A 22,112-nucleotide genomic window follows, 5' to 3' on the forward strand; every position below is an offset into this window, starting at 1 on the left:
AACAGTTCAGTTGCCCGTCCCTTGCCCTATCCGATTCTATTTTTAACTTTTTTTAACTCTTTAAATAATTAATGTTGGCCGATTGTATATAATATCCTTTAATGGATTCTATTTGATTCGTCTGGAATTTCAATTGCAGTTCCTGAACATCGAGCACATCATTAAAATCAATGGTTCCCGTTTCGTAACTTTTAATAAGGATTTCCTCAGCATCGTTGGCTTTACCTATATTCCGCTGTTGCACATTAAAGCGTATCCTAAAAGCATCCCTTTGGTTGATCGCTTCGCTCAATAAGGTTTCCAGTTTGTTTGTTCTTTCGGCCTTCTGCGCAGTAATCTCCTGTTGCCGAAGCTCGTTCTGTTTTGAAATGGATTTGTACTTGTTGTTGAAAATGGGTATGGACAAAGAAACCATCGGCATGATGATATCCTTTCCGTTATCACTGAAATCCATAGCTGGCCGTTCGGCAACAGGTATATAGTCAAGTCCAAAACCAAGATCGGGCAATGCCTCCTTCTGGTTCAACAGCTCGGATTTTTCTACGGATTCGTACAACTTATCGTATTTAACAAGTTCGGGGTGTAATTGAAGATTGTCGTCTACGAATACAGGATCCACTTCGGGTACGGTAAAACCGTCGTATGCATCGACCCGTGTATTTTCATCCCTGTTGAGTAGATTGTTGAACAGGGTTTGCTCGGCCTGATATTCCTCATTTAAGACCTCTTTGCTCTGTTCCAGTTCATTCTGACGTATCTGTAGCCTAAGCACATCTACAGCGGAGGCATTGCCAATTTCAACCGAGGTCAAGGCCAGTCGTTCATAGGTTTTCAGCAATTCGATATTTTCATCGAGCACCTTTTGTTTTGCACGAATCGCATACAGGCGGTAGTAGGATTGGGAAACGGCCAAGGTCAATTTTCGTTTGGCGATGACCAGATCTTCGTACTGTGCCTCGGCCATTGAACTGGCATAGTTTTCCCGTGCGGTAATGGTGCCGAACCAAGGGATCATTTGCTTGGCGGAAAACCTTGCCTTTTGGGCACCTGTTCGGGTTTCCGGTTCACTGGCAAAGACTCCCGCACTAATTTCCGTGTTAGGAAGCGTATTGACCTCATTGATTTTTTCCGAGGCGATATTGTAGCGCAGTTCATAGGCCTGAATTTCGGGATTGTTCAATTCGGCCTGCTCGATCAAGCTTTCCAACTCCTGTGCATTTACAGAAGCTATGGACATGATTCCTAAAAAGAGTTGTACGTATTTTTTCATTTCGACAATCGTTTTAATTGAAACTCCGCTTTCCAACTATATAAGACAGGAACCACGAAAAGAGTAATCAACGCAATAAGCATCCCACCAAAACTTGGTATCGCCATCGGTATCATAATATCGCTACCACGGCCTGTGGAGGTCAATACTGGCAACAATGCCAAAATGGTAGTTGCCGTGGTCATCAAACAGGGACGGATACGCTTTTCGCCTGCTTCCACTACTGAATCCTGAATGCCGATAAGGGTATCCGGTTTGTTTCTATCGAAAGTCTGTGTCAGATAGGTGGCCATGACTACACCGTCGTCGGTGGCAATACCGAACAAGGCAATGAACCCGACCCAAACGGCAACACTCAGATTTATGGTGTGCATCTGGAAGAGGTCCCGAAGGTTTTCGCCAAAGAAATTAAAGTTCAAAAACCAATCCTGACCATAAAACCATATCATCAAAAACCCTCCTGCGAAGGCGACCGCTATACCTGTGAACACCATTAACGATGTACCAACGGAGCGAAATTGGAAATAGAGGATCAGGAAAATAATGGTCAATGCCAAAGGCACTACTACAGATAAGGTTTTTTCGGCCCTTAACTGGTTTTCATAGGTTCCTGTAAAGAGATAGTTGATTCCTTTGGGAACTACCAGTTCGCCGCTATCGATTTTTTCCTGAATTAAGGCCTGGGCGTTTTCGACCACTTCCACTTCCGCGAAACCGTCCAACTTATCGAAGAGTACGTAACCCACCAAAAAGGTGTCCTCACTTTTGATTACCTGTGGCCCTTGTTCGTAGTTGATGGTTACTAGCTCGCTCAAGGGAACAGGATTACCTTTTTCAACGGGCACATAAATTTCCTTTAGGTCTTGTGGGTTTTCCCTAAGTTCCCTTGGGTACCTGACACGAACCCCATAACGTTCACGGCCTTCAACGGTCTGGGTAAGCACCATTCCGCCAACGGCCACCTGCAATACACTTTGCACATCTTCAATGGTTATACCATAGCGGGCCAATCGTTCCCTGTCGATGTCTATCAAGAGATAGGGTTTGCCCACGATTCTATCGGCGAAGACCGCTTCGTCCTTGACCCCCTCGGCCTGTTTGAGAATGTCTTCCAATTGAAGACCGAAGGCTTCGATTTGTTTGAGATCCTGACCTTTGACCTTGATGCCCATGGGTGCCCGCATTCCGGTCTGCAACATGACCAGACGGGTTTCGATAGGTTGAAGTTTCGGGGCGGAAGTAACACCAGGGAATTTGGTTACCTTAACAATTTCCTTCCAAATATCGTCGGGCGACTTTATTTCGGGTCGCCAGTTTCGAAAATACTCGCCGTCCTCGTCAGGAATCAAATCCTTTTGCTGTACCGAGAAAGGGGATTTTATTGCTGATTCCTTATAATCCGCATCATCAGTATCGACCTCTAGATTCGGATTGGTCACAAAAGTACCGTCCCTCAGTTCGAACATGCCATCTTCATTGACCTTGTAGCGTTGCCACTTCCTATCTTCATTGAGCATGTATTCCGGTTTGTACTGAATAACATTCTCGTACATGGAGAGTGGAGCGGGATCCAAGGCCGATTCCGTTCTTCCCGATTTACCGACTACGGTCGCTATCTCGGGAATACTGGCCACGGCCATATCGAGTTGCTGAAGTACGCGTTTGTTCTCTTCCACCCCTGCGTGTGGCAACGATGTGGGCATCAGAAGGAAGGAACCTTCATTGAGTGAGGGCATAAATTCCTTTCCAGTATTACGCATAATCATCACACCGAACACAACTATCGCGGTCGGAATAGAGAGGAAAATAAGTTTGTTGCGCAAGGCCCAACGTAAGATTCGTGTATAATAATTTCTGAAAATCGTAAAGAAACCCAAAAGCCCAAAACAGATAAGTCCCACGAATATGAGATTCCAGAAAATGCTTTTGTCCAACCCCAAGGGCCTCCAGTATTCGGCGAGGACAAAAACAATGGCAAAGGCCGAAATGATGATATTGATTAAGTTGGCACGCTTATCGGAAATCGAGAATCCCGATGAAATTTTTGAGGCCAATTCGGGATATTTCAATAGACCTATCACACCAAAGGCTATCAGTATCAACCCTAACCAAGAGCCATAGACAATGGCAAGGATACCCAAAACAATAAGCACCCCATTGACACCATAGCCCAGCGTATTTCTTACACTCTTTTTACGAAACAGAAAAGCTGCAAAGGGTGGTATCAAGAATAAGGCGACGATAATGGATGCTGTCAATGCAAAGGTCTTGGTAAAGGCCAATGGGCGAAAGAGCTTTCCTTCTGCCCCGATCATTGTAAAGACCGGAATAAAGCTGATAATAGTGGTCATTACCGCCGTTAAAATGGCACCCGACACTTCCGCTGTTGCCGTATAGACAACTGTATTGATGGATTCTTTACCATCGGATTCATCCAAATGCCGTATAATATTCTCGGAGAGGATGACCCCTACATCGACCATGGTGCCAATAGCGATAGCGATACCCGACAGTGCTACGATATTGGCATCTACGCCAAAAAGTTTCATTGCTATAAAGACCATCAGCACTGCAACCGGCAAGAGTCCGGAAATCAAAATGGACACCCTTAGATTAAAGACCATGACGATAATGACCAAAATGGTAATCAGTATTTCCAAGGTCAATGCCTCATCGAGCGTTCCAAGTGTTTCCTGAATCAACTCGGTTCTATCATAAAAAGGGACAATGGTCAGTTGCGATGTCGTCCCGTCGCTAAGTTCTTTTGAAGGAAGCCCCGCACTGAGTTCGTTTATCTTTTCCTTTACATTATTAATGACCTCCATTGGGTTCGCACCGTAGCGCGCCACGACCACGGCGCCAACGACCTCTGCACCTTCCTTATCCAATATTCCTCTTCGGGTAGCCGGGCCATGTGTTACCCTGGCAATATCCTTAATACGTATCGAGGTAAAATCGCTCGAAGTAACCACGGCGTTCTCTAAATCAGACAATGATTTGACATAACCCAGTCCGCGAATCAGATATTCGGCCTGATTGATTTCCAATGTTTGCGCACCGATGTCCCTATTACTCTGTTTTACGGCTTTTACGACTTGTTGCAGACCGATACCGTACTGCTTCATCAATTCTGGATTTACGTCTACCTGATATTCCAGAACATACCCCCCGATGGAAGCCACTTCGGAAACTCCGCTCGCCGAAGAAAGGGCATATTTCACATAGAAATCCTGTATGCTACGAAGCTCCTGCAAGTCCCAACCTCCGGTAACATTGCCATCCTTATCACGGCCTTCAAGTGTATACCAAAAAATTTGGCCCAATCCTGTTGCATCGGGTCCCAGTGCAGGGTTGACACCTTCCGGCAACAATCCTGCCGGTAATGAATTCAATTTTTCAAGGATACGGCTACGGCTCCAATAGAACTCAATATCCTCCTCAAAAATGATATAGATACTCGAAAAGCCAAACATTGAGGAACTACGAATGGTCTTTACGCCAGGAATGCCCAATAAAGATGTGGTCAACGGGTAGGTTATCTGGTCTTCGATATCCTGCGGGGAGCGACCGTCCCATTTCGTAAATACGATTTGCTGATTTTCCCCAATATCGGGAATGGCATCAACAGCAACCGGATTTCTAGGTAGCGCACCGGTATTCCATTCAAAGGGTGCATTTACGATTCCCCAGCCTACAAAAAGGACCAGAAGCAAGACCGCTACTAATTTATTTTCTATGAGAAACTTTATGCTCTTATTTAGCATGATTTGGATAATTAAGTAATTGGAAATTCAAGTTGAAAATTCAACAAAAACAGCTTGACCCGAACAAAAATATGTTGGGCCTAAATGGTCAATTACTTAAAAATCAAATCAGAAAAGTCTGATCTAGAACTTGAACGTCCCGTATCAGTAGAGGGGGGGAATAATCTTTAAAAGGAACGATTTTCATATCGGATCCTTCGTAAAGATTTATGTAAGAATATATAAATGAAACAACAAAGAGTTGTTGCTCCGTGCTTAGTTTTTCAAATGAAACCTTTAAATCATCTTGGCCTGCAATGGCCAAGGTTTGATCTTCGCAACAACTTGTTTTATCCAAACTATGGTCATGTGATTCGCTGGCTTGTTGCATATCCATACCACAGGATTCCGCTTTGCCGAAAAAAGAAAAATCCACCAACTCATCGCCACAATAATGCTGATCAACGGCAAAGGAGAACGTCGATAACAACACTACCAGTGCCATTACAAAAGACGATATTTTGAAAAAACTCTTTTTCATTCGATATGCAAAACTACAACAATTTTAACAGGTCATTTTTGTTTAACACAATTTTAGTATTGAAAATTCGTGTTTTTTTTGTAGAATCAAGGCTAATGGAACTGATTTCTTTCCAACATGATTTAAATCATGTTCTCGCTTTGTATATTTTTTACCTTTGTATTCGGAGGGGTTGAAAATTAATTCATAATTGACTAAATTTCAGTTAATTATTAGCGAAGGAAAGTTGCCCCTTGTTGAACAATTCTTATTCAATTTAAAAAATTGAACCGCATTTTGAACAAAATATTGTCCGTTACATTAGCTTTCGCAGTGCTTTTTGCCACTACGTCATTTGCTGCGGAGATGCATTTTTGTTGCGACAAGCTAGTGGACATGGCGGTTTTCAGTAAGGCAAAGTCCTGTGCTGAAAAAATCCAACCAACAGAAAATTCTTCAAGAAAATGTTCTATTGGGGCAAAAGATTGTTGCAGCAATAAGACCTTTGTAAAACAAGGCGAGGATAATTTAAAGAAAACCAATTTTGAACAAAATATCCACGACTTAGTTTTTTTACACACTTTCTTCTATACTTATGTCAATCTATTTGAAAACCTTGATAAAAATGTAGTACCCTTCTTTGACTACGATCCGCCTTGGATTGAACGGGACCTAAATGTACTTCACGAAACTTTCTTGATTTGATTTTTATTTAAGCAGGTTAATGTTGTATTAATCTGTGCTTCCCATTGGCCAACAGTCCGTTGTTGGTTATCTATTGTCGCACCCATTTTCTAGCGACAACCTTTTTCGACCTGTATTTAATCGGATAATCAATCTTCCGACGGCTTTATAGTTTAGTTAAGAACATTAGCATTTTCATATATGGAATCCACTAGAATTTATTGGATCAAGAACATGGTCTGTAGACGGTGTCTGAAAGTTATAAAACTGGAACTTGAAGAAATCAATATCGAAGTACTTTCCCTTGAACTCGGAAAACTGACCGTGCGCGCATTCAACCTTGCCGATACCAAAATTGATGGTAAAGTGGCCGAGGTACTTCACACAAACGGGTTTGAAATCGCACGGAGCGAAGAGGATATGCTAGTGGAAGAAGTAAAGATCACTTTGATCGAACTCATCAATGATTTGCCCGCCCATTTAAAGGAAAAGACTTCCGAGCATTTGGCTTCTAAACTACATCGCGATTATAAAACGCTAAGCAAACTGTTCTCAAAAAACGAAAACACGACAATTGAAAAGTATTTCATCAAACTTAAGATCGAGAGAGTAAAAGAACTGATACAGCTTCAACAGTATACCTTTTCGGATATAGCCTATATGCTGGACTATAGTAGTGTAAACCATCTGTCGAGGCAGTTCAAGAACATCACGGGTATAAGCATGACCGATTATAAGAATGCTGAAGATTGGGAGCGCAAATTCTATGACGAAATTATATAAATAAGAAAGAAAGTTATGCAGATAAAGGTTCGGACGGTTACATACATTTATCCTGAGTGCTTGCTGTTACAAACACTACGCACTCACAGCTTTTAGTGATAAAAAGAATATTGAACCCGATAACGGAACAAAGGCGATTTGAGCAAATAAAATTCAATTAAAAAGTAAACCTTAAATCAAGTACAATGAAAACAGCGACACTATTTTTTTTGACGATCGGGTTGTTTGCCTTACATGGTTGCAACCAGAAAACTGACGTTAACGCAATGCTAGACAACTCCGAAACACGAAGTGAAATTTTTGATGCCATTGCGAACAACCACAAATACATGACCGGTTTTATGGACAACATGCAAGAAAGCGATCATGCAATGCAAATGATGCAGGGCAATACTAAAATGATGGGAAACATGATGCAGGCAGGCGGTATTCAGATGATGATGAAAGACAGTATGATGATTAAGAATATGATGAAGGACGGGAAGATGATGGGCAACATGATGAAAATGATGCACGAAAAAGGGATGATGAGCGAAGACTGTATGGAATCTTGTAAGAAAATGATGGAAGATAAGGGAATGGACATGAATGGAATGATGGGTAACATGCCATCGGGTTCTTCCAGTACCGATCACTCTGAAAATCACTAAAGTTTAATTTAAAAGAATACAGAACCATGAAAAATCACTGGTTATGGATGGTCATCGGATGTGGCCTACCCCTATTGCTAATTTTTTTCGCTCCCGCATTCGGAATCAAAGGCAACCTGACCCTATTCACTTTTATCGTAATCATGTTTGCCGTGCATTTGTTAATGCCAATGCGACACCGTGGCCACAGTCATGGTCTAACAGAGGATAACCTGAAAAGGAAAAGTGAAGAAAAACAGGACAAGGGCAAAGAACAGCACCAACATTGAAATCGAAAAACGGATGAAAAAGAAGTTTCAAATAGACGGGATAAGCTGTGGAGGCTGCATCACAAGGGTCAAGAAGGTTTTGGAAGCCCATGAGGCTATAGATGAGGCGAAAATATTCTTGAGTCCAAAAGGAGTTGCCAAAATCAATATGAACGAGAATCTTTCAATAAATGATTTGCAAAAACAACTCGATCAGCTTGACGGTTACACAATAACCGAAATAGATTAGAACAAATAAGTACTAACATTTAAAACAAAAAACTATGCATTATTTCGACGGACACTGGGGCGGTATGCACTTTATATGGTGGATCGTATGGTTGATCCTATTAGTCTGGATATTCTTTGTCCCATACGACATTCCTTATCGGAAAAACGAGAACGAGAACCCAAACGATATTCTTAAAAAGCGATTTGCCAAAGGCGAAATCTCGAAGGAAGAATATGAGGAATCAAAGAAAATTTTGGAATCTGATAAATAACAAAAAACGAAAATCATGAATCGAATCAACATAAAAAAATTAGGTTTTGCCATGGGGCTTACAGGAGCATTGGTATATCTGGGCTGTATGGTAGTAATGTTAACGGCCGGCCGTGAGGGAACAATAGATTTCTTCAACAGTTTGCTGCACGGGTTGGACACTACAAATATCATTAGAATGGATGTACCCCTTTGGGAAGCGGCTATAGGCATCGTTCAGACCTTTATCATAGGGTGGTTGATCGGAGCACTTATAGCGGCATTTTATAATGTACAGTTAAAAAACCAAAGAGTATGAAAAATATAGCAGTAATAGGATACGGTGTCATCGGAAAGAGAGTGGCCGATGCCTTAAAAGTACAGGACGATATGAACCTTGTCGGGGTATGCGACATCATTAGCGATTGGCGCATACAGACCGCCATAGAAAAAGGTTTTGCAGTGTTTGCCGCAACCAAGGAAGCCGATGAAGAAATGCGATCGGAGGGAATATCCGTTGCAGGTTCTATGCAAGAACTCTTGGAACGGGTGGATCTGGTTGTGGATTGTACCCCCAAAAAAATTGCGGCTAAAAATGTTGAAACCTATAAGAAAGAAGGCATCAAATTTATCGTTCAAGGTGGGGAAAAACATGAAACCACAGGCCATTCCTTTAGTGCCGAAAATAATTATGAATCGGCTATAGATTTGGATTCGACAAGAGTGGTTTCCTGCAATACCACATCCATCTTAAGAACACTGACCGCTCTAAAAAGAGCCGATTTGCTCGATTATGCAAGGGGCACTCTGTTAAGAAGGGCCACCGACCCTTGGGAAAGCCATTTGGGAGGCATTATGAATACCATGGTTCCCGAAAAGGAAATCCCTAGCCACCAAGGTCCGGATGCCCAAAGTGTAGATCCCGATCTCGATGTAATCACAGCGGCGGTAAAAGTACCCCAAACTTTGAGCCATATGCACTACTGGAACGTAAAGCTAAAGAAAAAGGCATCCAAAGAGGAAGTACTAGCTGCCCTTAAAACCTCGACCCGTATCAAATTGATACGCTACGATCAAGGGCTGGTCTCCAACAATACAATCAAGGAAATGTATCTGGATATGGGACGGCCTTGGGGCGATATGTACGAAGTTGCCCTTTGGGAAGACATGCTCAAAGTCGTGGGCGACGAACTGTTTTATGCCTATGTGGTAGACAACCAAGCTATCGTAATTCCTGAGACTATTGATGCCATACGGGCATTGACAGGTATCGAAAGTGATGGTCAAAAATCCATCGTCAAAACCAACGAAAGTTTGGGAATCAGTTAAAAAAAAAGACAATGAAAACATATGAACATATCGTGGAACTCTTGGGGGATAAAGCATCCCACTATCTGGACCACGTGAGCGAGAAAATAACCAAAGACGAATTGCAACTGCCTGAAAAAAATGTGGTGGACAAGGTATTTTTGAACAGCGACCGGAATACACGGGTCCTCGGAAGCCTATCTAAACTTTATAATCACGGCAACCTTGCAGGAACCGGATATCTGAGTATTCTTCCGGTAGATCAGGGCATCGAACATAGTGCCGCTTTTTCCTTCTATAAGAATCCCGATTATTTTGACCCTGAGAATATCATAAAATTGGCCATCGAAGCTGGCTGCAATGGGGTGGCCTCGACCTTTGGGGGCCTCGGCCTTTACGCTAGGAAATATGCGCATAAGGTTCCGTTCATCGTAAAAATAAATCACAACGAACTGTTGACCTATCCGAACAAATATGACCAAACGCTCTTCGGTACAGTGAAGGAAGCTTGGAACATGGGTGCAACGGCAATCGGTGCGACCATCTATTTCGGTTCCGAGGAAAGTAATCGGCAGTTGAGGGAGATTTCCGAGGCCTTTGCGGAAGCACACAGTCTTGGAATGGCCACCATTCTCTGGTGTTACACCCGCAACGAAGCTTTCAAAACCGATACGGAAGACTATCATTCATCGGCCGATTTGACTTCACAGGCCAATCATCTTGGGATTACTATACAGGCGGATATCATCAAGCAAAAGTTGCCAACTACCAATTATGGATTCAAAAATATTGGATTCGGCAAATTTAACGATGCCATGTATGAAACCTTGACCACGGAACATCCCATTGACCTATGTAGGTTACAAGTGGCAAATTGCTATATGGGCAAAATTGGGTTGATCAATTCGGGAGGTGGCTCCAAGGGAGAATCCGACCTGACCGAAGCCATTATTACGGCAATCGTCAACAAACGGGCCGGAGGATCCGGTCTGATTCTGGGAAGAAAGGCTTTTCAGCGACCGTTCAAAGAGGGGGTTGAACTGTTACATGGCGTACAGGGCGTTTATTTAGAGAAGAAAGTAACCATAGCATAATGGATAATCAGGAATGTTCGATACGGAAATAAAATCACTGAAATCACTTAACCACTACCTGCAAAAATTGGTGGAAGATAGGTTATGGCTAAAAGTTATCATTGCACTGTTCCTTGGGGTCGGTCTTGGACTGTTGTTAAGTCCCCAAAATGGTTGGATAACCAAAAGCACTGCCGATGTTCTTGGCAATTGGTTGGCCCTACCTGGCATGCTCTTTCTCAAATTGGTTCAGATGATCATGATTCCCTTGATCGTTGCCTCCATCATTACAGGTATAGCAAGTAATGACAAGGAGAATCTGAAAAAGTTGGGTGGTGGGGTGCTCTTATATTTTATATCCACAACAATTATTTCGGTAACCATAGGTACAATCCTTGCCTTAATCTTTCGTCCTGGTAAGTATCTACATCAACAGGCCGTTGAGGATCATGAGGAGGCATTGGCCAATACTTCCGAAAGCACTGAATTATCATTCGGGATAAACGATATTCCAAATGCTATTACAAATTTGTTGCCCGACAATCCTTTGGCATCCATGGTAAGTGGCGAAATGTTGAGTATCGTCATTTTTACCATTATAATAGGTGTTGCCGTGTTGTCCCTTCCCGACGATTTGCTAAAACCTGTAAAATTATTGCTGAGTGCCATACAGGAAATCTGTATGACCGTGGTCAAGTGGGCCATGTTGTTGGTTCCAGTCGCCGTATTCGGATTAATGGCACAGCTGACCTCCAGTGTCGGTCTGAATTCACTTTCAGGTCTGGGCTTTTATGTGCTCGTCGTCTTGATAGGGTTATTGTTGTTGGTGGTAATTTACCTTATAGGTGTAAGCCTTTTAGGTAAGGGGAATCCGTTACAATTTTTACGTAAGATCAGGGATGTACAACTACTTGCATTCTCCACCACCAGCTCCGCCGCAGTAATGCCCCTTTCCCTTAAAACGGCTGAGGAAGAACTGGAAGTGGATCCTACCATTAGCAATTTCATAATACCCATTGGTGCTACCGTAAATATGGACGGTACGGCACTCTATCAGACCATAACCACCCTGTTTATTGCCCAAGCCTATGGATTGGAAATGGGATTGTTGAATGTCATTGTGGTAGTGGTTACCATCGTGGCAGCTTCCATTGGTACTCCGGCAATACCCGGAGGGGGCGTAGTGATTTTGGCTTCTGTACTGTCCGGTGCAGGTATACCAGCCGAGGGAATTATCATAATCATAGGGGTAGAACGGTTACTGGGAATGTTCCGGACGGCAGTTAACGTTACCGGAGACCTTACCGCCTGTATGGTGTTCAATCGATTTTATGGAAATCAGCCGGCCATAGGCTCAGATGGCGTATTAAAAAATCAAGAAGAGTATTCCACTGTTTAAAAACTAGAAAATGAAAAGAATGACCGATGACATGAATGTTTAACAAACAAAGATTGAACTATGGACACAAATATTAAACATATAGGCGTATTTACCTCTGGAGGCGATTCCCCTGGAATGAATGCAGCACTGTACGCCATTTCAAAAGCTGCCGAAATAAACAATATAAGATTAAGCGGTATCCGCAGAGGCTATGAAGGGTTGATCGACGGCGATTTTGTAAAGTTGAAACCTAATGAAATGCAAAAAATTGTCCATCGGGGCGGTACCGTATTAAAGACGGCACGAAGCTCACGTTTTTTGACTTTGGAGGGAAGAAAACTTGCTTTGAACAACCTTTTGAAAAACAAAATCGATGCCTTAATAGCGATTGGTGGCGACGGCACTTTTAAAGGTCTACTTGTTTTTTCGGAACTATGTGAACTACCCTTTGTGGGGATTCCCGGCACCATAGACAACGATCTGGCCGGTACCGATTTTACCCTTGGTTTTGATTCGGCGGTTAATACAGCCATTGATAATATAGATAAAATCAGGGATACGGCAGAATCGCATAACCGCATATTCTTGATCGAAGTAATGGGCAGGGATTGCGGGTACATTGCCATTAATGCCGGATTGGGGGTCGGTGCGGATGCTATTTTAATTCCTGAAAGTGGACAGGACTTCGTCCGTTTACTTGATAAGATTAAAAATTATGAAAGTGAAGATGCATTTATCGTAGTTGTTGCCGAGGGCGATGAACTGGGGGCTGAAATTACAGCATCAAAAATTAAGGAATTGAACCCCGAAGTAGATCTGCGCATTACAAAATTGGGTCACGTACAGCGTGGTGGTAATCCGTCTGCTCTTGATAGGATGTTGGGCATACGGCTCGGGGCAGCTTCCGTAACCGCCCTCATGAATGGTGAAAGAAATGTAATGGCAGGAATCCTTGATAACCAACTAAAATTTACCCCATTTGACAGCGTGGTAAAGCAGCATCAGGTAAATGAAGAGCTATATGAATTATTGAAAACTTTGAACACATAAAAGATGAAAACGACCGTATTCAGCACCCATCAATTTGAAAAACCGTATTTGGAATCTGCGAACAATGATACGCATGAACTCAAACTGCTCGAAGTACGATTATCTGAAAATACGGTTTCCTTGGCACAGCATGCTGAAGCCGTATGTTTATTTACGGGCGACGATGCATCGGCGCCTGTTTTGGAAAAACTAAAGGATCTCGGGGTAGCATATATAGCACTTCGTTCGGCAGGTTTCAATCATGTGGATATTAAAAGAGCAAATGAACTGGGCCTAAAGGTGGCAAGAGTTCCGGCCTATTCTCCTTATGCAGTGGCCGAACACGTGTTGGCTCTGATCCTAGGCCTGAACAGAAAGCTCACAAGGGCGCATAACAGGGTTCGGGAGCAGAACTTCTCCCTAAACGGATTAATAGGTTTCGATATGAACGGCAAGACCGCCGGAATAATAGGAACGGGAAAGATCGGGGCCGTCTTGACAAAAATCCTACATGGTTTTGGATGTAAGATACTGGCATATGATGTTGAAAAGGATGAGAAGTTGGTCAAAGACTATGGAGTCCAATATACGGACTGTAAAACGCTTTGTAGCAAATCCGATATCATCAGTCTTCATATCCCCTTGACTTCCGAAACAAAGCATTTGATCGATGATGACCATATTGCCTTAATGAAGAAAGGGGTCATGCTAATCAATACGAGTAGAGGGGGCCTAGTGGATACCAAAGCCGTCATCGAAGGATTGAAAACGGGTAGGATCGGATATTTTGGAATGGATGTTTACGAGGAAGAAGAAGGATTGTTCTTCGAAGACCGCTCGGACGAAATACTACAAGATGATGTCATTGCGCGTCTAATGACTTTCAACAATGTTTTGATAACCAGCCATCAGGCTTTTCTGACCGACACGGCATTGACAAATATTGCCGAGACCACAATCTACAATTTGGATTGCTTTGAGAAAGGAAAGAATTCTGAAAATGAAGTTTTTTAATTAAGAAAAAAATACGAACACAATAATTATATAAACTTAAAATATGGATAGAGTAAAGAATAAAGTGGCCATTGTCACGGGAGGTGCCTCCGGCCTAGGAAAATCAAGTGCTATTTTGTTGGCGCGGGAAGGAGCAAAAATAGTTGTAACCGATATAGATGAAGAAAATGGAAATGAGGTAGTTCAACACATAAGGAATAGTGGCGGTGAGGCCATATACATTGAACAGGATGTATCCAAAGAAAATCAATGGGAAATGGTTATCGAAACTACGCTCAAAAAATTTGGAAAGCTACATGTCGTAGCTAATGCCGCAGGTATTGGACTCGGTGGAACGGTAGAAGAAGTTAGCCTTGAAGATTGGAAAAACCTTTTGGATATAAATCTGAACGGCACCTTCTTAGGCACCCAATATGGCATCAAGGGGATGAAAGAGACCGGAGAGGGCGGCTCAATCATCAATTTCTCGTCTATCGAAGGACTTATTGGTGACCCCAATCTACCAGCATACAATGCGAGTAAAGGCGGTGTTACCATATTTACCAAATCTGCTGCGCTCCATTGCGCCAAACAAGGTTACAAGATTCGGGTCAATTCTATTCATCCAGCTTATATCTGGACACCGATGGTAGAAAATTTTCTGAAAGCCCAAGGTGATGTAGAAGAAGGTAAAAAACAATTGGAAAGTTTACACCCCGTCGGACATTTGGGAGAACCCGATGACATAGGTTATGGCGTAGTATATCTGGCCTCTGATGAATCTAAATTCATGACCGGCTCCGAATTGGTAATCGACGGGGGTTACACAGCACAATAAATATTATACCCAAAAAATTAGAAAGAATGAAAAATATACTTGTACCCACAGATTTTTCCGAAAACTGCACTAAAGCTGCCAATCTCGGAATAGCCATGGCCAAACTTTTTGATGCCGAAATCCATTTTTTCCATTTGATACAGACCCCTGTGGATTGGGTAAATCTGGACAAGCAAAAGGAAAAACGGTATCCTGAAACCTTAAAAAAAATCGGTAGTGCAAAATCCGCTTTACGCGAGCTGGAAAGGAAGGCCGAAAAGGAACATCTAAAATGTCAAACTTTCTTGCAATATCAGGTAAGCACCAGTAATATTTTAGAACATTCGGGGCATTTCGACCATGATTTTATCATCACGGGGAGCAGTGGCACCAAAGGCACGGTTAGGGAATTGTTCGGTAGCAACGTTGAGCAAATAGTACGAAAATCGGATGTGCCGGTAATCGTGGTCAAAGAGGAAGAGGTTTCATTTCCATTTAAGAATATCGTGTTCGTTTCTGATTTTGAAGAGGATGTAAGTGAAGCCTTTAAGCATGTAATCTCCATCGCTGACAAATGTAATGCACATATCCGTCTATTGCGCGTCAATACCAAAACGGATACTAATAGTATCGAAGCGGGACTAAATCCGATTAAAACTTTCCTTGAAAAGTTCCCAGACCTGAAAAATTATTCCATGTTCGTCAATAATGAACCTTCTGTAGAAACGGGGATCAATACCTTCTTAACCTATGAACCAGCTGATTTGATTGCCATGTGCACGCATGGAAATACTGGTTTTTTAAGCTTGTTTTCCAAAAGTATCGCAGAGGGTGTGGCAAATCATTCCACGCTTCCGGTAATGACGATTAAAATTTAAATAAACCATATCAAAATGTCGGGAAGCTTACTTCAAATACGAGAAAAACCCTTTTACAAATTATTGTTGGGAAGAACGATTTTGCCCCTTGTTACTATTTTGGGTATTGGTATCCTGTATGTTGTTTTAATGTCAATGGTCGATCATAAATCGTTGCCATTCCACATTATCATTGTAACAGCAGCATTGAGTAAGACCATCGTCATTACGATGACCACTTTAAAACGGTTATCAAAATTGATAAAAATTTGTCATTCATTGGAGCGATTGCTATGGGTTTTTGGTTTGATAATCATCATAAGTATTTTTTCTTTTGCGACTGATTATGCATGCCTTTTTCAATTCAGCCATTCTACATTTGAAGGCGTACCCGATTATTCAAATTCGTACCTGTACAATTTGTACCACTTTTTCTACTTCAGTGTGATAACTTTTTCAACGGTGGGCTACGGCGATATAATTCCAACGTCCGATGTAGCCCGGTTCGTTGTTATGCTCGAAATATTCTTAAGTTTTTTCTTGATCGTCTTCGCTTTGGCCAATATTAAAAAAATACACATCAATGGATAAGATAAATATCATAAAGGCAAGCGGCGAGAAAGCACCTTTTGAAATAGAAAAAGTGATACGTTCATTAGAACGGGCGGGTGCCGATAAATTGTTGGTCAAAGAGATAGTTCAAGATATTGATAAAAAAGTTCATGACGGAATGACTACCAAAAAGATATATCAAATGGCCTTTAACACATTAAAGAGAAGGTCTAGGGTTAGTGCTTCAAAATACAAGCTCAAAAAAGCTCTAATGGAACTGGGGCCATCAGGCTATCCCTTTGAAAAATTTGTTGGCAAAATTTTGGAGCACGAAGGCTTTGATGCAAAAGTCGGGGTGATCGTACAAGGAAACTGTGTACAGCACGAAGTGGATGTGATTGCCCAAAAGGAGAATAAACACTTTATGATTGAATGCAAATACCATAGTGACCAAGGACGGTTTTGCAATGTGAAAATCCCGCTCTACATCCAATCTAGATTTTTGGATGTCCAAAAGCAATGGGAAAAGCAAGAAAGCCACAAAAACAAATCACATCAAGGCGGTGTGTACACTAATACCCGTTTTACGACCGATGCCATGCAATATGGAAACTGTGTCGGGTTGATGCTGACCAGTTGGGATTATCCTAAAGGAAGAGCGTTAAAGGATAGAATAGACAAAGCTGGCCTGCATCCCTTAACCTCACTGACCACGATTACCAAATCGGAGAAATCGAAATTGTTGGAACAGGAAATCGTACTCTGTAGGGAAATAAAGGACAATCCCGATGTGTTGAAAAAAGTTGGGATTGATGGGGCCAGACGAAAAAAGATTCTAGCGGATTCACAAAGTCTATGCGAAACCCATCAACCAAACACTTGAATTATGACCGATAGCACTATTAATATCCATTTTTTAGGAGCGGCCGGTACTGTTACCGGCTCCAAATATCTTTTGGACACAGGGGATAGAAAAATACTTATCGATTGCGGTCTATTTCAGGGGATCAAAGAACTACGCTTAAAAAACTGGGAATATCCACCTGTAAACGTCAACGAAATTGATGCCGTATTGCTTACCCATGGCCATTTGGACCATACGGGCTATCTGCCAAGGTTGGTAAAGCAAGGCTTTAGGGGACCCATTTATGGCACCTACCCCACTCTGGACATCGCCAAGATTATATTGAACGATAGTGCCAAAATACAAGAGCAAGAAGCCGAACGTGCCAATAAGGAAGGGTATTCAAAGCACGATCCGGCAAAACCCTTGTATGATTTAAAGGATGTTGAAAAGACTATTCTGTATTTCAAGGGAGTACCGCCCGGCCAGTGGCTCCCCCTGTTAAAGAACGTAAAAGCAAGATTTCAGTATAACGGGCATATTCTCGGGGCAATCCATATTGAATTGGATGTGCAGGGTAAACGATTCGTTTTTTCAGGGGATATTGGTAGAACAAACGATTTGCTCTTGTATCCCCCAGTAAAGCCAAAAAGGGCGGATGTGTTGTTTATGGAATCAACGTATGGTGGCAGGTTCCATCCCGAAGAGGAAGAGGCCATCCCTCTCATAGAAAAATTGGTCAACGAAACCCTTACACGGGACGGTAGTCTTTTCATTCCAAGTTTTTCGGTTGAACGCGCCCAATTGATGATGTTGATATTTTGGAGGCTATTAAAAGAAAACAAAATTCCGAAAGTCCCCATGATAATGGACAGTCCCATGGGGGCCAATGTCTTGGAACTATTTCACAGAACGCGGGACTGGCATAGGTTGGAAGATGACGAGTGTGACAAAATGTGCTCCCACTTTACCGTTGTTAGCAGCTACCGTGAAACTATGGAACTGAGAAGTGATGATAAATCAAAAATTGTCATTGCCGGAAGCGGAATGCTCACAGGCGGCAGAATGTTGAACTATCTGGAAACCCAGGCACAAAATCCTGATAACACCTTACTCTTTGTTGGCTATCAAGCGGAAGGTACCCGTGGAAGAAAATTATTGGAAGGAGAAAAGGAATTAAAAGTGTATGGAAAGACCGTATCCTTCAAAATGCAAGTGGCCGAGATTGAAGGACTTTCGGCCCATGCAGACCATGCCGAATTGTTGGATTGGTTGAGTGATGTAAAGGAACCGCCAGAGAAAATATTTATAGTTCATGGCGAAAAAGAAGGGGCCGAGGCCTTAAAACAGGGAATCAAGGAAACCTATGGTTGGAATAGTGAAATTCCTCAACTCTATGGTATCGAAAAGTTAAAGTAGGTAAGAAATTACGAAAGAATAACATGGAAATGGAAAAAAAATCAAACATCCTCAAATACAAATCGCTAGGCATTTACACGCAAAATGAAAACGTTGTGTATATGCGAGAAGATTGTCATGTCTGTATTTCAGAAGGGTTTGAGGCATTGACCCGAATAAGGGTATCGAACATGAGCACCTCAGTAATTGCAAGCCTCCATATCATTACTTCGGATGTACTTAGGCAGGGCGAAATAGGGCTGTCACAAATAGCAGCAAAAAAACTCAACGTATCTGACGGCGAAACGTTATATGTATCCCATTTGGAACCCATTGAATCATTGAGTTTTGTAAGGGCGAAAATTTATAATCAAAGACTCGATTACAAAGCCTACACGGATATTATTACGGATATCATCGAAGGGGATTATTCAAACATCCATCTATCGGCATTCATTACAGCATGTGCAGGCGACCGAATGGATTTAGATGAAATCTCGGATCTTACCAAGGCAATGATTACCTCGGGAAAACAACTGGATTGGAAGAAGAAAATAGTGGTGGACAAACACTGTATCGGGGGGTTGCCGGGCAATAGAACTACACCTATCGTTGTAGCAATTGCCGCCGCTTACGGGTTGACCATGCCCAAAACGTCCTCACGGGCCATTACCTCGCCTGCTGGTACGGCCGATACCATGGAAGTATTGACGAATGTGACCCTTTCTGGCGAAGAAATCAAACGTGTCGTGGAACAGGAGGGCGGCTGTTTGGTATGGGGCGGCACTGCGGAATTAAGCCCAGCGGACGATATTCTTATCAAAGTCGAGAAAGCACTCGATATTGATAGCGAAGGCCAGCTAATCGCCTCCGTACTGTCCAAAAAAGCGGCTGCAGGTGCTACCCATGTGGTCATCGACATTCCTGTTGGGAAAACGGCCAAGGTGCGCAGTGAAGAGGCCGCGCAAAAACTCAAGGAACATATGGAAGCCGTAGGCAATGCAGTAGGGCTTAAAATAAAGGTGGTCATTACCGATGGCAGCCAGCCCGTGGGAAGGGGTATCGGCCCTAATTTAGAGGCGGTTGATGTGCTAAGTGTTTTGCAGAATAAGAGGGATGCGCCACAAGACCTAAAAGAACGGGCATTATTGTTGGCGGGGCACCTCTTGGAACTATCGGAAAAAGTGGAAACAGGAAAAGGCCTTGATACAGCGAAAGAATTGTTGGAAAACGGAAAAGCTTATCAAAAATTCGAGGCCATCTGCAAGGCCCAAGGAAGATTTTCAAAAACCTATGTTGCCCCTTACCAATTTGAGATGCATGCACCTAAACGTGGTAAGGTCAAAAAAATAAACAATCGAAAGATTGCAAAACTTGCAAAGCTATCGGGGGCGCCACAATCCAAATCGGCAGGCATTTCGATGAACGTCCGGTTGGGCGATGAGATAGAAAAGGGGGAATTGCTCTATATACTCCACGCGGAAACAAATGGCGAACTGAACTATGCCTTGGAATATTATGAGAATCATGATGATATAATTACAATCCAATAAAAAGAACTTATGCAAACGATATTGTTTAGCCTTCCCGGCAACCAAGAACTAACGGAACTCTTGGCAAAGAAAATGAATGCTGAAATCGGGGAATGTGCGATACGTAAATTTCCCGACGGCGAATCCTATACCCGTATCCTTTCCGATGTGAAAGGAAAATGTGTGGCAATGGTCTGTACCCTTCACGAACCCGATGAAAAGTTGTTGCCACTTTACTTTTTGAGCCATACGGCCAAATCATTGGGGGCAATGTGTACCTGTTTGGTGGCACCCTATTTGGCTTATATGCGCCAAGACAAGGTTTTTAACGAAGGTGAGGGGGTTACCTCCACCTATTTTGGAAAATTGATTTCGGGCTTTGCCGATAGTATCACGACCGTCGATCCCCATTTGCATCGCATAAGTTCTTTAGGCGAGGTATATGATATTCCGAATAGGGTTATCCATGCCGCGGATGCCATCTCCAAATACATCAAGGAAAATATACACAATCCGGTATTAATAGGCCCTGATTCCGAAAGCGAGCAATGGGTCTCCGATGTGGCGGAAAAAGCCGGAGTTCCGTTTACCGTATTGCAAAAGGTGCGCCATGGCGATCGTGATGTTGAAGTTTCCGTTCCCGATGTAGACAAGTATGAGGATTGCACACCTGTTTTGGTGGATGATATTATATCTACGGCCCGGACTATGATAGAAACCACAGAACATTTGAAAAATGCCGGAATGAAACCAGCAATATGCATAGGTATACATGCCGTTTTTTCCGGAAATGCCTATCAAGACCTTTGGGATGCCAATGTAGAGAATATCATTACGTGTAATACAATTCCACATCAATCCAACGGCATTGACTTGAGTGATATCATTGCCAAAGAAGTAACTGAACTGATGTACCATACATGAAAAGTACCATTGGCATATTGACCGTTTTATTGTCATCCTTTTTTTCACAGGCACAAGAAGAAATGCTTATAGGCCAACTCGCCGACAGATTGGTCGTAAGGGAAAATTATGATGAAAATGGCGCTTTTCTTAATAAGCAAACCTTTCAGGCGGGAGGGTTAATAGAAACGGATGGATATTATGAAATTCAGGTAGAAACCGAATTCTTTGATGAAAATGGGAAATCAACGGATAAATACTCCACCACCTATCGCTGTCGGCCAGAAGCATCGAGCGTTATGGTAATGGCATTTCCATTTTCAAATCGAAAATCAAAAGAAACCGAAATAAACACCAGTTCCAAAAATTTCAAGGATTTATACGACATGGACAATTTGAAAGATGTTGAACTCGAAATAAGTTTTGATTCGGGATTACTGGATTTTTTCGGCTCAAAAAGTAAGATCAACATTTTTGACAGAAAGCTGAATCCTGAAACAAAGGAAATCCAAATCAATTCAAAACTCACGGCGAAAGCCTATACGTGGGGTATACGCATTAAGGAACTTGAGTATTCGGTACTTGAAAAAATATCGAAAAAAGGGCTGCTGTCCTTTCAAAAATTCGAAGAAAACGATGGCAGCTATTTTACGATAATCTATAAATAAAAACAAAGAAAATGAAGAGTTACGATACACTTTCAGAGGCGATAAACGCACTTCAAAATAGAGGGTATACCTATGATTTCAACCTCAACCCCCACTGTTTGGAATGTGCCGCCCTAAAATTGGAAATAAATCCCGAAGATTTTGAGGTGGATGAAATGCACCGCTTTGAAGGAATGAGCAGTACCGATGACAACAGCATCCTGTATGCAATTTCATCCAAAGACGGAATCAAGGGCACTCTAGTCGATGCCTATGGGGTATATGCACAGAACATCTCCGAAGAAATGCGAAAAAAACTACGATAACACTTAAATAAAGAACATGGAAAATCACGAGCATCACAAGCACAATCATAGCAAAAGAAGTAAGGATTCCGCA

The 22,112-nt window shown here is 42.4% G+C and carries 24 protein-coding genes; 21 read left to right on the forward strand and 3 right to left on the reverse strand.

Annotated features, from left to right (window positions below; translation table 11 throughout):
• Nucleotides 1-52: 52 nt before the first annotated feature.
• The 3 genes from RQM65_RS01125 to RQM65_RS01135 all read right to left on the reverse strand — a co-directional run bounded on the left by RQM65_RS01125 (nt 53) and on the right by RQM65_RS01135 (nt 5,554).
• Complete coding sequence (locus tag RQM65_RS01125) at nt 53-1,270, reverse strand: TolC family protein (protein ID WP_314012116.1); 1,218 nt, start codon at nt 1,268-1,270, stop codon at nt 53-55.
• Complete coding sequence (locus RQM65_RS01130; protein ID WP_314012118.1) at nt 1,267-5,034, reverse strand: efflux RND transporter permease subunit; 3,768 nt, start codon at nt 5,032-5,034, stop codon at nt 1,267-1,269. The genes RQM65_RS01125 and RQM65_RS01130 overlap by 4 nt, the downstream gene beginning before the upstream one ends.
• A 103-nt stretch (nt 5,035-5,137) precedes the next feature.
• Nucleotides 5,138-5,554, reverse strand: coding sequence for an HYC_CC_PP family protein (locus RQM65_RS01135; RefSeq protein ID WP_192462319.1), 417 nt, complete (start codon nt 5,552-5,554; stop codon nt 5,138-5,140).
• 276 nt (nt 5,555-5,830) lie between these two features.
• Here RQM65_RS01135 and RQM65_RS01140 point away from each other — a divergent pair, with 276 nt between their 5' ends.
• From RQM65_RS01140 to RQM65_RS01235, 21 genes are all read left to right on the forward strand, one after another.
• A complete protein-coding gene (locus tag RQM65_RS01140; protein ID WP_225621217.1) occupies nt 5,831-6,238 on the forward strand; it encodes an HYC_CC_PP family protein in 408 nt (135 codons plus the stop codon).
• Between the two features lie 180 nt (nt 6,239-6,418).
• Entirely contained in the window at nt 6,419-7,000 is a 582-nt protein-coding gene (locus tag RQM65_RS01145) for a helix-turn-helix domain-containing protein (protein ID WP_314012121.1), read from the forward strand.
• A 266-nt stretch (nt 7,001-7,266) separates the two neighbouring features.
• On the forward strand, nt 7,267-7,650 hold the full coding sequence (locus RQM65_RS01150; protein ID WP_314012123.1) for a hypothetical protein: 384 nt from the start codon (nt 7,267-7,269) through the stop codon (nt 7,648-7,650).
• Nucleotides 7,651-7,676: 26 nt separating this feature from the next.
• Nucleotides 7,677-7,919: a hypothetical protein gene (locus RQM65_RS01155; protein WP_192462323.1), complete on the forward strand. Its 243-nt coding sequence runs from the start codon at nt 7,677-7,679 to the stop codon at nt 7,917-7,919.
• Nucleotides 7,920-7,932: 13 nt separating this feature from the next.
• Nucleotides 7,933-8,148, forward strand: coding sequence for a heavy-metal-associated domain-containing protein (locus RQM65_RS01160; RefSeq protein WP_192462324.1), 216 nt, complete (start codon nt 7,933-7,935; stop codon nt 8,146-8,148).
• Nucleotides 8,149-8,182: 34 nt separating this feature from the next.
• Nucleotides 8,183-8,401, forward strand: a complete 219-nt coding sequence (locus tag RQM65_RS01165; RefSeq protein ID WP_192462325.1) for an SHOCT domain-containing protein — start codon at nt 8,183-8,185, stop codon at nt 8,399-8,401.
• Between the two features lie 15 nt (nt 8,402-8,416).
• Nucleotides 8,417-8,698 (forward strand): DUF5676 family membrane protein, encoded by a 282-nt coding sequence (locus tag RQM65_RS01170; RefSeq protein ID WP_192462326.1) that lies wholly within the window; start codon nt 8,417-8,419, stop codon nt 8,696-8,698.
• Nucleotides 8,695-9,708, forward strand: coding sequence for a type II glyceraldehyde-3-phosphate dehydrogenase (locus tag RQM65_RS01175; RefSeq protein WP_192462327.1), 1,014 nt, complete (start codon nt 8,695-8,697; stop codon nt 9,706-9,708). The genes RQM65_RS01170 and RQM65_RS01175 overlap by 4 nt, the downstream gene beginning before the upstream one ends.
• Nucleotides 9,709-9,719: 11 nt before the next feature.
• Nucleotides 9,720-10,781 carry a class I fructose-bisphosphate aldolase gene (locus tag RQM65_RS01180; protein ID WP_314012127.1) on the forward strand — a complete coding sequence of 354 codons (1,062 nt, stop codon included), beginning with the start codon at nt 9,720-9,722 and terminating at the stop codon, nt 10,779-10,781.
• A 13-nt stretch (nt 10,782-10,794) separates the two neighbouring features.
• The gene (locus RQM65_RS01185) at nt 10,795-12,159 is read left to right on the forward strand and encodes a dicarboxylate/amino acid:cation symporter (protein WP_192462329.1); all 1,365 of its coding nucleotides are present in this window, start codon (nt 10,795-10,797) and stop codon (nt 12,157-12,159) included.
• Nucleotides 12,160-12,219: 60 nt separating this feature from the next.
• The gene (locus RQM65_RS01190; RefSeq protein ID WP_314012130.1) at nt 12,220-13,191 is read left to right on the forward strand and encodes an ATP-dependent 6-phosphofructokinase; all 972 of its coding nucleotides are present in this window, start codon (nt 12,220-12,222) and stop codon (nt 13,189-13,191) included.
• Between the two features lie 3 nt (nt 13,192-13,194).
• A complete protein-coding gene (locus tag RQM65_RS01195) occupies nt 13,195-14,184 on the forward strand; it encodes a 2-hydroxyacid dehydrogenase (protein WP_314012132.1) in 990 nt (329 codons plus the stop codon).
• Nucleotides 14,185-14,227: 43 nt separating this feature from the next.
• Nucleotides 14,228-15,001, forward strand: a complete 774-nt coding sequence (locus tag RQM65_RS01200; RefSeq protein ID WP_192462332.1) for an SDR family oxidoreductase — start codon at nt 14,228-14,230, stop codon at nt 14,999-15,001.
• Nucleotides 15,002-15,027: 26 nt separating this feature from the next.
• Entirely contained in the window at nt 15,028-15,858 is an 831-nt protein-coding gene (locus RQM65_RS01205; protein WP_192462333.1) for a universal stress protein, read from the forward strand.
• 210 nt (nt 15,859-16,068) lie between these two features.
• Nucleotides 16,069-16,428 carry a potassium channel family protein gene (locus tag RQM65_RS18890; protein WP_432279856.1) on the forward strand — a complete coding sequence of 120 codons (360 nt, stop codon included), beginning with the start codon at nt 16,069-16,071 and terminating at the stop codon, nt 16,426-16,428.
• A complete protein-coding gene (locus RQM65_RS01210) occupies nt 16,421-17,272 on the forward strand; it encodes an ATP cone domain-containing protein (protein WP_192462335.1) in 852 nt (283 codons plus the stop codon). Before RQM65_RS18890 ends, RQM65_RS01210 begins: the two co-directional genes overlap by 8 nt.
• A gap of 3 nt (nt 17,273-17,275) precedes the next feature.
• Nucleotides 17,276-18,652 (forward strand): MBL fold metallo-hydrolase RNA specificity domain-containing protein, encoded by a 1,377-nt coding sequence (locus tag RQM65_RS01215; protein ID WP_192462336.1) that lies wholly within the window; start codon nt 17,276-17,278, stop codon nt 18,650-18,652.
• 29 nt (nt 18,653-18,681) lie between these two features.
• Nucleotides 18,682-20,184 carry a thymidine phosphorylase family protein gene (locus RQM65_RS01220; protein ID WP_314012135.1) on the forward strand — a complete coding sequence of 501 codons (1,503 nt, stop codon included), beginning with the start codon at nt 18,682-18,684 and terminating at the stop codon, nt 20,182-20,184.
• 9 nt (nt 20,185-20,193) lie between these two features.
• Nucleotides 20,194-21,087 (forward strand): ribose-phosphate pyrophosphokinase, encoded by an 894-nt coding sequence (locus RQM65_RS01225; RefSeq protein ID WP_192462338.1) that lies wholly within the window; start codon nt 20,194-20,196, stop codon nt 21,085-21,087.
• A complete protein-coding gene (locus tag RQM65_RS01230; protein ID WP_314012137.1) occupies nt 21,084-21,734 on the forward strand; it encodes a hypothetical protein in 651 nt (216 codons plus the stop codon). Before RQM65_RS01225 ends, RQM65_RS01230 begins: the two co-directional genes overlap by 4 nt.
• Before the next feature lie 11 nt (nt 21,735-21,745).
• Nucleotides 21,746-22,039 carry a phosphoribosylpyrophosphate synthetase gene (locus RQM65_RS01235; RefSeq protein ID WP_192462339.1) on the forward strand — a complete coding sequence of 98 codons (294 nt, stop codon included), beginning with the start codon at nt 21,746-21,748 and terminating at the stop codon, nt 22,037-22,039.
• The last annotated feature ends 73 nt before the right edge of the window (nt 22,040-22,112 follow it).

The sequence above is a fragment of the Pricia mediterranea genome, from assembly GCF_032248455.1.
In the GTDB taxonomy this organism is placed as follows: Bacteria; Bacteroidota; Bacteroidia; order Flavobacteriales; family Flavobacteriaceae; genus Pricia; species Pricia mediterranea.